Here is a 12,117-nt window from a genome sequence, read left to right as displayed (position 1 = left end):
AGCGTGACGATCAGGATAACCTCCTCAGGGCTTCAGTAGGCTGCAGCGGGTGCGGCCGGAGCAGGAGCGGCTTCGTCCCTTAAGGCGCCGAGCCATTCGGAGGCGCGGCTCGTCATCATGGCAATGTCGGAAGCGACCGCCACATAGCTGTAGCCGTAGCCGATGAAGCGGCACACCATGTCCGGATTGGGACCGACGATGCCCACCGGCTTGCCCGCCTCACGGGCCATCTTGGCGGCCTTTTCGATCAGTGCCTGCACGTCCGCATGCGCGATGTTGCCGATGTGACCCATGGCGGCGGCAAGATCGCCCGGCCCAACGAACAGGGCATCGATTCCGGGAACGGCCGCGATCTCCGGCATCCGCTCGATCGCTTCAGGCGTCTCGAGCTGGACGATGACCGCAATCTGATCGTTGGCTTGTTTGAGATAGTCCGCAGCACGCCCGAATCGCGAGCCGCGATGCACGGCGGCGACGCCGCGCACACCCTCCGGCGGATACTTGGCGAAGGCAACCGCCTGGCGGGCCTCTTCGTCGGTTTGGACGAAGGGCAGCATGATCGTTTGGGCGCCCGCATCCAGCACGCGCTTGACGAGCACCTGATCGTTCCAAGCGAGCCGCACCACCGCATCGGCCGGGGTGCAGCCGATGGCGCGAAGGATATGCGCCAGATCCGACACCTCGATCGGCACGTGCTCCATGTCGACCACGAGAAAGTCGAAGCCGCTGTAGCCCATGGCCTCAGCGGTCGCGGGCGCCGCCGCCATGAGCCAAGTGCCGAGCGGCGGCTTGGGTCCCTGCCCCTTCAGCCAACCTTTGAAGCGGTTCTCGATGCTGATCATGACGAAACCTTTAGAAGATGGACGGCTCGGCCACGAGGCCGCGGGTGGACAGGAAATCGAAGTCGCAGCCCTCATCGGCCTGTGAGACGTGGCGCTGGTAGAGGGCTGCGAAGGAGCGCTCGTAGCGCAGCGCCCCGGGCTTCCACTCGGCGCGGCGCCGCTCCAGCACCTTCTCGTCGACCCGCATGTCGAGGCGCCCGGCTTCTACGTCGAGTTCCACCAGGTCTCCCGTCTTGAGGAGCCCGAGGGGACCGCCGACCGCCGCCTCGGGTGCGACGTGCAGAATGCAGGTGCCATAGTGGGTGCCGCTCATGCGCCCATCGCAGATGCGCACCATGTCGCGAACACCCTGTTTCAGGAGCTTCTTCGGGATCGGCAGGTTGCCCCATTCCGGCATGCCCGGCGCACCGACCGGACCGGCATTGCGGAGCACGATGACCGTGTCCTCCGTGATGTCGAGATCGGGATCATCGATGGTGCGGTTCATCTCGGCCGGGCTGTCGAAGACGAGCGCCGGACCCACATGCTTGAGGAATTTCGGATTAGCCGCAGAAGACTTCATGACGGCGCCATTGGGAGCGAGATTCCCGCGCAGGACGGCCAGCGTCTTGCCGCGCGAGAGCGGCACGACCGGATTGTCCTCACCGCGGATGACCTCGTCATTCCAGCACTCAGCCCCGGCGATGTTTTCGCCCAGCGTCCTTCCATTCACGGTCATGGCGTCGCGGTCGAGATGCCGCTCCAGCTTCCTGAGCTGCGCCAGGATCCCACCAGCGAAGTAGAAATCCTCCATCAGGTATTCGCCCGATGGGAAAAGATTGGCACAGACCGGCACCCGGCCAGCCATGTCGGACATATCGTCGAGGGTGAGATCGACGCCGGCCCGGCGGGCCATGGCGATCAGGTGAACGGCGGCATTGGTCGAGCCACCGAGCGCCATATAGGCGACGAGGCCGTTGCGGAAGCTCCTTGCATCCAGGAAACGGGAGGGTTTGAGATCCTCCCAGATCATCTCGATGATGCGCTCGCCGCAGGCCGAGGCCATGCGCGGGTGGCCGCTGTCGGCGGCCGGGATGGACGTGGCGCCGGGAAGGGTGAGGCCCATGGCGTCCACGATGGACGTCATGGTCGAAGCGGTGCCCATGGTGTTGCAGGTACCGATGGAGCGTGTCATTCGGCTCTCGAGATCGACCCAATCATCCTGAGTGATGTTACCGGCGCGAAGCTCGTCCCAGTACTTCTTCGTGTGGGTGCCCGCACCGGTCTTGTGCCCGCGCCACTGCCCATTCGACATGGGACCGGCCGGGCAGTAGATCACTGGAATGTCCATGCTGATCGCCCCCATGAGGAGGCCCGGCGTGGACTTGTCGCAGCCGCCCAGCAGCACAGCGCCGTCGATGGGATGCGAGCGCAGAAGCTCCTCCACCTCCATGGCGAGGAAGTTGCGGTAGAGCATAGTGGTGGGCTTCACCATCACCTCGCCCACCGATAGGGCCGGCAACTCCACCGGGTATCCGCCCGCCTGCCAGACGCCGCGCTTCACCGCCTCTGCACGGTCTCGCAGGTGGGAGTGACAGGGGCTGAGATCGCTCCAGGTGTTGACGATGGCGACGACGGGTTTTCCGAGGAACTCCTCCCGCCGCATGCCCATCTGCTGCGTGCGCTGGCGATGCGCGAAGCCGCGCATGTCGTCGGATGCAAACCAGCGCTGACTGCGCAGTTCTCCGATGGATCGGCGTGTCATCTCATACAGTCCTTATCCCTTGATGCCGCCGGAGGTCAGGCCGGACACGACGCGCTCCTGGAAGATCACGATCAGGACCGCCACGGGCACGATGCCGACCACGAGCGCCGCCGAAATCACCGGCCAGGGGAACGCGAATTCACCCTGGTAGAGCGTGATGCCCACGGGAAGCGTGCGCAGCATCGGGTTGGAATTGAACGAAAGCGCGAGCAGGAACTCGTCCCATGCATTCACGAAGGCCAGAATGCCCGCCGTGAATACGCCTGGCGCCGAGAGCGGCACCACGACCTTGAACAGCGCGCCGATACGGGTGCAGCCGTCGATCATGGCGGAGTTCTCGAGATCGCGCGGGATGCCCTCGAAGAACGACACGAGGATCAGCGTGCAGACCGGCAGGCTTAGCACCGTATAGGGCAGGATCAGCGCCACCCAGGTGTTGAGCAGGCCGAGGGCCCGCATGATCTCGAAGAGCGGCACCAGCAGCGTGACGAGCGGGAACGTCGAGACGGCGATGATGGCCGACAGGATGAGATCCCGTCCGCGGATCTGGAGGCGGGCGAGCGCATAGGCGGCGAGCACGGATATGAAGAGCGTCAGCGCAGTGGAGAGGATCGCCACCATGAAGCTGTTGAACAGGAACAGCAGCAGGGGCTGGTCCGTGAAGGCGCGCAGATAGTTCGCGATGGTCGGCGCGTGGGGCAGCCATGTGATCGGCTTTACGGTCAGCTCGGCTTCCGTCTTGAGCGACGTGAACAGGATCCACAGTGCCGGGAACATGCCGTTCACCAGCAGGATAAACCCGATCAGGATGCGCAGGGGCTTGCCGGAGAAGATCGAGCGGCTGGCAGTCGTATCGTGGCTCATGGCTGTCATCCCTTGGTCCGGATCATGCGCAGATAGACCGCCGTCACGCCCATGGAGAGGGCGAACATGACGACCGCAAGCGCCGAGCCGTAGCCGAGATCGAGAAAGTCGACCGTGTTCTGGTGGATGTACATGGCGAGCGTCGCGGTGGAGGTGCCCGGACCGCCGCGCGTCATGGTGAATGGAATGTCGAAGGTCTGGAGCGCCGTGATGGTGCGGAAGATCAGGGCCACCACGATGGCGGGCTTGAGCAGCGGGAGCGTGATCTCGAAGAACTGCCTCAGGCGCCCCGCCCCATCGACATCCGCCGCCTCGTAGAGGGAGCGCGGAATCGTCTGGAGGCCGGCAAGGATGATGAGCGCCATGAAGGATGAGGTCTTCCAGATGATCGTGAGGCAGATCGCCGCGAAGGCCCAGTTGGCCGAGTTGAACCAGATCACCCCCTCGATGCCGATGCGGCGGAGCACGTCGTTCACCACACCATACTCGGAATGGAAGAACCACGCGAAGATCAGGCCGGCGAACGAAAGCGGCAGCGCCCAAGGGATCAGAAGCGAGAGGCGGACCGGCCATTTCACGTTAAACGGCAGGTTGGCCATCAGGGCAAGAGCGAGTCCGACGAGCAGCGCGCCTGGAACGGTGATGAGCGTGATGAGCACCGTATTCCAGGTCGTTTCCCAGAACACCGGGTCCTCCAGCATGAGCGTGTAGTTCTCAAGCCCGGCGAAGGACGCGGGCAATCCGGAGGTGAGCGACAGGTTTTGGAAGCTCGTCCAGATCAACCGGCAGACCGGATAGACGATGATGAGCGTCAGAAGCAGCGCCGCCGGCATCAGCAGCAGCACGGCCAGGGTGCGCTCGCTCGGGTCGAGGAACCGCGTCCACCACTTCGTGCCGCTCTCGTTGTGCGTGGTCACCAGAGTCGTTTCGCTGGCCGTTGCCATGGTCATCATCCTGCCCGGTTGCAACGTGGGGGTGACGGACGCCCGTAGGCGTCCGTCAGATGGGTCTTAGCGCAGCACGCGGCGCAGGCGGCCTTCCATCTGGGTGGCGCCTTCCTCAGGGGTCGACTGGCCTGCCAGAACGCCGTTGACGGTGGTGCGGATGATCTCGCTCACCTCATTGTAGCGCGGCGTTACCGGACGTGCCTTGGCGGTCTCGACGACAGGGCGGGCGTTGGCAAACCAGGGCACGGCCTTGGTCACGTCTGCGTCGGTGTAGACCTCCGGGAACTGCGGGAGCAGCGCGGCATTGATCGCCATGAACTCCGAGGTCTCGGGGCTCGACAGGTATTGTACGAATTTCTGCGCCTCGGTCTTGTTGTTGGAATAGGCGGACACGCCCCATTCCCAGCCGCCGAGGCAGGAGGCCGGCTGGCCGCCCTGCACCGCCGGCAATTTCACGACGCCGACCTTGTCCCTCACGGCAGACTCAGCGCCCTGGAACTGACCCCAGGCATAGGACCAGTTCACGGCAAAGAGCACGTTGCCAGCCTGGAACTCCTTGCGGGTATCGTCAGTCGCCACTTCAGCAATGTTCTTCTTGGCGACGCCTTGGTCGACGAAGTCCTTCCACAGCTTCAGCGACTTCACGGCAGCGTCCTTGTCGAAGGAGAGCTTGCCATCGGACACGAGTTGCTTGCCCATGCTCCAGTACGGCAGGAGGAAGGTGCAGACCGCGCCCTCAATCGCCTTGCCCTGGAAGGAAAGACCCTGGAGGTTCGGATCCTTCTCAGCCTCGGTCACCTTCTTGGCGGCGGCGGCGAGTTCGTCCCAGGTCTGCGGCGGCTGGATGCCGTGCTTCTCGAGCAGGTCCTTGCGGTAGTAGAGGAACATGGCGTCGGCGAAGGCCGGCAACGCGACGACCTTGCCGTCGACCGTATTGGCCTCGGCATAAGCCGGGAGATAGCGCTTCATGTAGTTGGCGGCATCGCTGCCGAGGGTGTCATTGAAGGGCACGGTCCAGCCGGCGGCGGCGTACTGGGCCGGGCGGATCACGTCGAGGATCATTACGTCGAGGGACGAGTCCTTCGCGGTCATGACGGTGTTCAGGTACTGAGCCTGCTGCTCGGAGGTGTTGCCGCCGGTCTCGATCGTCACCTTCACGTTCGGGTTCTTGGCCTCGTACATGTCGAACGCCTTGCGCCACACGTCCGGGCGATGCTGGCTCGAGACGAAAACCCGCAGGTTGGTTTGCGCGGTCGCGACGGATGCGGACAGGGTCATGGCCGCACCTGCCAGAATCAGTGTCATGGTCTTGTTCGAAGTCATCGTTTCCTCCGTGGAAGTGTGACAATGCCAGTTCCCTGCCGGCATTTCTTCTTGGCCGGCGCTTACTGGGCGATGGCCTGTTCCGTTGCCGCATCGAAAAGATGGATCCGCGAGGGATCGACACCGATGGCGAGGGTCTCACCAGGGCTTGGCCGCATCTCCGGCGCGACGCGGGCCGTCAGGGTGGACGAGCCGAGGGCGAAGTGGATGAGCGTGTCGGAACCCAGCGGCTCGACGACCTGCACACGGCCCGATAGGGCATGGCCCTCGCCGGTCGGCACGAAGTGCTCCGGCCGGATGCCCACGACCACATCGCGCCCATCGAGACTAACGGCTTTTCCGGCGGAGTTGTTCTGGAGCGGAAGACTGGCCCCACCCTCAAACATCACCTGCCCGCCTCGGATCGTGCCCTTCGCGAAGTTCATGGCCGGAGAGCCGATGAAGCCGCCGACGAAAACGCTGGCCGGCGCGTTGTAGACCTCGTCCGGCGTCCCGACCTGCTCGATCTCGCCACCCTTCAAGATCACGATGCGGTCGGCAAGCGTCATCGCCTCCACCTGATCGTGCGTCACGTAGATGATGGTGGTGCCGATGGCCTGATGGAGGCGCTTGATCTCGGTGCGAACCTGACCGCGCAGCTTGGCATCGAGGTTGGAGAGCGGCTCGTCGAACAGAAACACCTGGGGACGGCGTACGATGGCGCGGCCCATGGCGACGCGCTGGCGCTGACCGCCGGAGAGTTGGCTCGGCTTCCGGTCGAGAAGCTGGGTGATGCCGAGCATCTCGGCCGCCTGAGCGATGCGCGGCTTGATCTCGGCCGATGGAATCCCGCGCACCTTCAGGCTGAAGGCCATGTTCTCATAAACGGTCTTGTGCGGATAAAGCGCATAATCCTGGAACACCATGGCGATGTCGCGCTCGCGGGGCGGAAGCTTGTTCACCACCCGCTCGCCGATGCGGATCTCGCCGCCGCTGATGCTCTCGAGGCCTGCAAGCATGCGCAAGGTCGTCGACTTGCCGCATCCGGAGGGACCCACCAGCACCACGAACTCGCGGTCGGCTATCTCCAGATCGATGCCTTTGACGATTCGCAGGGCACCGTAACTTTTCTCAAGCTTCCGGAAGCTGACGGACGACATGCTCCCTCCCTGTTGCTGTGCGACGCACTCACTCGGCACGCCTGCGCATATGCCCCTGCGACGAATCCCAGGTTTTGGCTCATTTTTCGTATCATAGCGCTACGATGAACTCCGCGCAAGCTGTCTCCGGGAGGGATTAGATGCCCCAAGAGACAATAGCATCGCGTTGATAAACTCTATTTTCTTGGAGAATTCTGCCAGCGGCGCTATACTGGTGGAATGAATTCCGTCGCAGCGCTACGAAAAGGAAGGCTGATGGACGCTGGCAGCCGCTTGCAGAACCGCACTCCTCGGAAGCGACGCAAGATGCAGCGCGTAACCATGATGGATGTCGCCAAGCTCGCCCAGGTCTCCCCTTCCACGGTATCCCTCTATCTTCGCAAACCTGCCGCCGTGTCTCCTGCGGCAGGCCAGGAGATTGCCCGAGCCATCTCGACATTGGGCTATGTTCCCAATCTGGTGGCAGGGGGGCTTGCGGCCGCATCCTCGAAGGTTGTCAGCATCATCGTGCCATCGATCCGCAACGCCTTCTTTGCCGAGACCGTGTCGACCCTGCAATCCGAGCTGGCGGCGGAAGGCCTGCAGGTGATCCTCGGCCACAGCGAGTATGGGGAGGATCAGGAGGAGGCGCTGGTGCGCACCGCCCTTGCCTGGGCTCCGGCCGCCGTGGTCCTGACCGGCCTGTCCCACAGCCCTGAAACCCGCAAGCTTCTGCGCGCGAGCGGTGTACCCGTGGTCGAGATGTGGGAAATCGGCGGAGAACCCATCGACATGGCTGTCGGTTTTTCACACCCGCAGGTGGGCGCATCGGCAGCCCGGCATCTCCTGTCAAAGGGGCGCCGCCGCGTCGCCTTCCTTGGCGCCCGCATGCAGGAAGATCATCGCGCGGCCAAGCGCGCGAGCGGCTTCGCCGAGGAAATCGGACGGACGGCGGGCACCGCTTCCTGTGCGATCATCAATCATCCAGGCGCTGCCACGGTCGAGGCCGGTTCGCTCCTGTTGAACCGCGCCATGCAGCAGGTTCCAAACCTCGACGGCATCGCCTGCTCGAACGACCTCGTCGCCCTGGGCGCGCTCTTCGAGTGCCAGCGCCAGGGCATTGCCGTACCGGACAAAATCGCCGTGGTGGGCTTCGGGGATCTCGATTTCAGCGCCTCGTGCATTCCGTCGCTGACGACGATCCGCCCCTCCGGCGATCTGATCGGGAAGGAAGTCGCACGTCTGATTCTGACGGGAATCGATGGCGGACGCCCTGCAGGCGCCTCTCGTGTCATCGACACCGGCCATGTTCTCATCGAGCGGCGAAGCACCTGAGCGGACCCGGTGCCGTGCAACGTTGCTGATCCTGTGCTCCGGCTCTGGCATTCGGGCGCCGTCTGCGGCAGCCTACGGAGGCCCAAAGCAGTCTCGTAGAGGATCCGTCGCATGCCCAACAGCCTCATCGCTGCCCGAGACCGTTTCGCGGCTCGCCACCCTGAGCAGCGGATTGTCCTTGGTGGCCGCGAATGGGGATATGTCGAGGCAGGCCGGAGCGGCCCGGCGCTGCTGCTCATTCCAGGCACGTTGGGCCGCGGCGACATCTTGTGGCAGCAGATCGACGCTCTGGAGGGCCGCGCCCGCATCGTTGCCGTCACCTACCCCGGAAGCGGCGGCATCGCCGAATGGGCGGACGATCTGGCGGAACTGTGCAGCCGACTCGGGCTCAAGCATGTCGCAGTGCTTGGCTCCTCCCTCGGAGGATACCTGGCCCAGTATTTTGCCGCAGCGTATCCGCACATTGTCGAGCGGCTCATTGCAGCCAATACCCTGCACGTGGTTGCAGGGATCGCGGAACGGCCGCCCTACTCGTCCGACCTCAACCATGCCCCCATCGAGGAACTGCGTGCCGGGTTCGGTCGCGGCCTCGGCGCCTGGCGGGATGCTCATCCGGAGCAGACGGAACTGGTCGACCTGCTGATGGCAGAAGTCGGAGGGCGGATCTCGGAGCCGGAACTGCGCGCACGGCTGAACGCCCTCAAGCACGGACCGGAATTGCCGCCCCTCGGCTTGCCGCGGGAGCGGATTGCAACAATCGAAAGTGCCGACGACCCGCTCATTCCGCCGCCCATGCGCGAGGCCGTGCGGACCCGCCTGAATCCATCGGTGGCCTACCGCTTCGAATGGGGCGGGCACTTCCCCTATGTGGCGCGGCCGGAACTCTATACCGCTCTGCTCGAAGAGCAGCTCGGATTGGCCGCTACCCACGACAGTTGGGGCGAGGGAGAGCTGCGGGCGCGATAAACGCAATCGCTCTATCGAGGGTCAGCCTTGCGGCTTGGTCTCGTGGCAGAGCTGCGGAGCGTTGATGCTCCAGTTGCCGCATTTATCGCAGGCCGTGGCCAGGAGGCCGAGGCAGACGACGAGAGCGGCGCGGACGACTTGTTTCATGTGATAGCCTCTACCCTGTTCAGGCCGCCAGCCTCGCCTGCTGCATGTGAACGATCCGGCGAACCTCGTCGCCCTCGATCGTCTCGTGCTCCAGTAGCGCCTCCGTCAGGGCATCGAGCGCATCACGGTTGTCCTCCAAGCAGGCCTTCGCGGCCTCGTACATCTCGTCGATGATGCGCCGGATCTCCTGCTCAACTTCGCGTGGGAGATTGTCGCCCGCGCGGGCGACGCGGACCATGCCGATGGCCGGGCTCATGCCCCACTCGGTCACCATCTTGGTGACGATGTTTGTCGCGTGAGCGATGTCGCTTGCGGCGCCCGTCGTGACCTTCTTCGGACCGAACACGACCTCCTCGGCCGCGCGGCCGCCCATGGCGACGATGAGATCGGCCTCGAGCTTCTCCACCGGGATGCAGAAGCGGTCATGCTCCGGCAGGCGCATGACGAGGCCGAGGGCCTGGCCATGGGGGATGATGGTAGCGCTGTGCACTTGGTCGGAGGCCGGCAGCAGGGTCGCGCAGAGGGCGTGGCCGGCCTCGTGCACCGCCACAAGCCTGCGCTCCTCGTCCGTGATTACGAGGGAACGGCGCTCAAGCCCCATGATGATCTTGTTGCGGGCGGCCTCCAGATGCTCGCGGGTCACCTCCGCGACGCCTTCCCGCGCCGCAAATATGGCGGCCTCGTTCAGGAGGTTGCCAAGATCGGCGCCGGAGAAGCCGGGCGTGCCCTTGGCGATGGAGGCGAGGCTGACCCCATGGGCCAGCTTCACGTTGCGGGCATGAACGTTGAGGATTGCCTCGCGGCCGGTGATGTCAGGCAGCCCGATATGAACCTGACGGTCGAAGCGACCGGGGCGCAGGAGCGCTGGGTCGAGCACGTCGACGCGATTCGTAGCACCGATGACGATTACGCCAGCGGTGGTATTGAACCCGTCCATCTCCACCAGGAGCTGGTTCAGGGTGGCCTCGAACTCTCGGTCGGCAGCCGACCCACCGCCTCCACGCTTGCGGCCGATAGCATCAATCTCGTCGATGAAGATCAGGCAGGGAGCCTTCTTGCGCGCCTGTTCGAAGAGCTTGGACACGCGACCCTTGGCGATGCCGATCAGCGGCGCCGAGAAATCGCTCCCCGACACTGCCATGAAGGAGACGCCCGCCTCGCCGGCCAGGGCCTTGGCGATCAGGGTCTTGCCGGTTCCCGGAGGTCCGACCATCAACAGACCACGGGGAATGCGGGCACCGACCTTCGTAAAGGCCTCCGAATCCTTCAAGAAGGAGATCACCTCCTGCAGTTCGGCCTTAGCCTCCTCCTGGCCCGCCACGTCGTCGAAGCGGTTGGGGATGCTGCGAACCACCTTGGGCCAGCGGGAGGTCGGCTTGAAGTCGGTCTGGATGGCCAGCATGGCGAGGACAGCCAGAACCAGCACGATTGGCACGATGATGCTCGCCATATGGGCCGGATCGAAGCCAGGTTTCCTGAAATCGACCTCGGCCCCGGAGGCGGTGATGCGCTCGATGTAGTCGGCGCTCACGAGACCGTTCGGCATGCGGACGAAGACGTTCCTATTGCTTAAGGAAACGGAAAGGCCGCCGCTTTCGATCAGGACTTTCTGGACCTTCTTATGGGCCAGTTCTCGGGTGAATTCGGAATAGGTGATCTCGGCGACCGGCTGAGCCCAATAACGGGGAGCGAGGAAGACGGTGACGGCAATCACCAGGGCAAGGATGGCGGCCGAAATGGCCACGCTTCTTTTCGCCAAGAGCTGCCTTGCTTTTTCGAGAACGTTTGTCACCGGCGGCGCCCCCATAGCGCAGTTTGAATTTTTTGGAGGAGCCGCTGTTTAGTTTATTTTGACGCAGTTCGCAGTACGGCGAATGGGCACACCCGTCGAACGGAGGGGGGCAAGTCACTCAGTTCAGGAGATCGCTGTATTCCTTGTGGCGGCGAATCCAGGCGAAGGCGTAGCCGCACAGAGGCGTAATCTTTCGCCCCTCGGAACGGGCGATCTCGGCGACACCCTTCATGAGTTCGCCGGCGGCACCCGTGCCCCGCAGCGGAATGGCGGCCTCCACGTGACGGATCACGAGATCGGACCCACGCCGTTCATAGGTCGCGAAGGCAATCTGCCCGTTCCGCTCCAGTTCGAACCGATGGCGGTCCGTATTGTCCCGAACGTCGCTGCTCATGGTTAAACTCACCTGACGAACACCGTTTGAAAGTTCAACGTGATCCGACGGGCAGCGTTCCGCAAGCGGCCAAGCTTGCTGGCGGCACAGGATAGGAACAATGGCAATCATTGCCTGTTTCGGATTAATACCAAGTCCCTGAAGGTCTGACTCTTTCGTGATTTCCCGAGCTGGGATGGGTGTGATTCAGTTTGGTGAACCCGGGAGGTTCGCCATGGCAATCCCACTCCGATCTGACTTTGATGCGTCTCAGCTTGGTGCCGTGGCCCGCAAGACCAGGAACGCTCCCCAGGCGCGGCGGCTTCTGGCGCTGGCAGCGATCTATGAGGGCGCCTCGCGCACCGCGGCGGCGCGGATCGGCGGCGTGACGCTGCAGATCGTGCGCGACTGGGTGCTCAAGTTCAATGCTCAGGGACCGGACGGGCTCATCGACTGCAAGCCGCCCGGCCAGCCCTCCCGGCTCACGGATGCCCATCGATCAGCCCTCGCCGCCATGATCGAAAGCGGGCCTTTTCCAGCCGTGCATGGGGTGGTGCGCTGGCGACTGGTCGATCTGATCCAGTGGCTGTGGGATGAGCACCGCGTGCCGATCTCCAAGCAGACCCTGAGCCGGGAAGTGCGCGCGCTGGGCTATCGCAAGCTCTC

At 63.9% G+C, this 12,117-nt stretch carries 12 protein-coding genes; 3 read left to right on the top strand and 9 right to left on the bottom strand.

Annotated elements, in window-relative coordinates; translation table 11 throughout:
* Nucleotides 1–32 precede the first annotated feature (32 nt).
* The 6 genes from JQC81_RS23635 to JQC81_RS23610 form a co-directional block, all read right to left on the bottom strand.
* Entirely contained in the window at nt 33–842 is an 810-nt protein-coding gene (locus tag JQC81_RS23635; RefSeq protein WP_210347258.1) for an HpcH/HpaI aldolase family protein, read from the bottom strand.
* Nucleotides 843–852: 10 nt separating this feature from the next.
* Complete coding sequence (araD, locus tag JQC81_RS23630; protein WP_203274259.1) at nt 853–2,586, bottom strand: L-arabinonate dehydratase; 1,734 nt, start codon at nt 2,584–2,586, stop codon at nt 853–855.
* Nucleotides 2,587–2,598: 12 nt separating this feature from the next.
* Nucleotides 2,599–3,450, bottom strand: a complete 852-nt coding sequence (locus JQC81_RS23625; protein WP_376772442.1) for a carbohydrate ABC transporter permease — start codon at nt 3,448–3,450, stop codon at nt 2,599–2,601.
* A 5-nt stretch (nt 3,451–3,455) separates the two neighbouring features.
* The gene (locus JQC81_RS23620) at nt 3,456–4,394 is read right to left on the bottom strand and encodes a carbohydrate ABC transporter permease (RefSeq protein WP_203274257.1); all 939 of its coding nucleotides are present in this window, start codon (nt 4,392–4,394) and stop codon (nt 3,456–3,458) included.
* Between the two features lie 66 nt (nt 4,395–4,460).
* Nucleotides 4,461–5,675 carry an ABC transporter substrate-binding protein gene (locus JQC81_RS23615; RefSeq protein ID WP_246520626.1) on the bottom strand — a complete coding sequence of 405 codons (1,215 nt, stop codon included), beginning with the start codon at nt 5,673–5,675 and terminating at the stop codon, nt 4,461–4,463.
* A gap of 107 nt (nt 5,676–5,782) precedes the next feature.
* Entirely contained in the window at nt 5,783–6,859 is a 1,077-nt protein-coding gene (locus JQC81_RS23610) for an ABC transporter ATP-binding protein (protein WP_203274255.1), read from the bottom strand.
* 255 nt (nt 6,860–7,114) lie between these two features.
* On the opposite strand from JQC81_RS23610, the gene JQC81_RS23605 reads away from it, so the two are divergent.
* Together JQC81_RS23605 and JQC81_RS23600 are read left to right on the top strand one after the other, a co-directional pair.
* Nucleotides 7,115–8,173: a LacI family DNA-binding transcriptional regulator gene (locus tag JQC81_RS23605; protein ID WP_203274254.1), complete on the top strand. Its 1,059-nt coding sequence runs from the start codon at nt 7,115–7,117 to the stop codon at nt 8,171–8,173.
* A 111-nt stretch (nt 8,174–8,284) separates the two neighbouring features.
* Entirely contained in the window at nt 8,285–9,139 is an 855-nt protein-coding gene (locus JQC81_RS23600) for an alpha/beta fold hydrolase (protein ID WP_203274253.1), read from the top strand.
* A gap of 21 nt (nt 9,140–9,160) precedes the next feature.
* Here the strand turns inward: JQC81_RS23600 and JQC81_RS33975 are convergent, their stop codons facing one another.
* The 3 genes from JQC81_RS33975 to JQC81_RS23590 all read right to left on the bottom strand — a co-directional run bounded on the left by JQC81_RS33975 (nt 9,161) and on the right by JQC81_RS23590 (nt 11,472).
* Nucleotides 9,161–9,286 (bottom strand): hypothetical protein, encoded by a 126-nt coding sequence (locus JQC81_RS33975; RefSeq protein WP_281400373.1) that lies wholly within the window; start codon nt 9,284–9,286, stop codon nt 9,161–9,163.
* Between the two features lie 19 nt (nt 9,287–9,305).
* Nucleotides 9,306–11,045, bottom strand: a complete 1,740-nt coding sequence (gene ftsH, locus JQC81_RS23595; RefSeq protein ID WP_246520623.1) for an ATP-dependent zinc metalloprotease FtsH — start codon at nt 11,043–11,045, stop codon at nt 9,306–9,308.
* 151 nt (nt 11,046–11,196) lie between these two features.
* Nucleotides 11,197–11,472 (bottom strand): GNAT family N-acetyltransferase, encoded by a 276-nt coding sequence (locus JQC81_RS23590; RefSeq protein WP_246520622.1) that lies wholly within the window; start codon nt 11,470–11,472, stop codon nt 11,197–11,199.
* Between the two features lie 214 nt (nt 11,473–11,686).
* Here JQC81_RS23590 and JQC81_RS23585 point away from each other — a divergent pair.
* Nucleotides 11,687–12,117: helix-turn-helix domain-containing protein (locus JQC81_RS23585; RefSeq protein WP_203274250.1), on the top strand; the 431-nt coding region annotated here is incomplete at its 3' end.

Source organism: Microvirga arabica, from assembly GCF_016811235.1.
Classification (GTDB): Bacteria; Pseudomonadota; Alphaproteobacteria; order Rhizobiales; family Beijerinckiaceae; genus Microvirga; species Microvirga arabica.
Note: the sequence above shows the minus strand (reverse complement) of the source record. Positions and strands in the feature narration are given on the sequence as shown.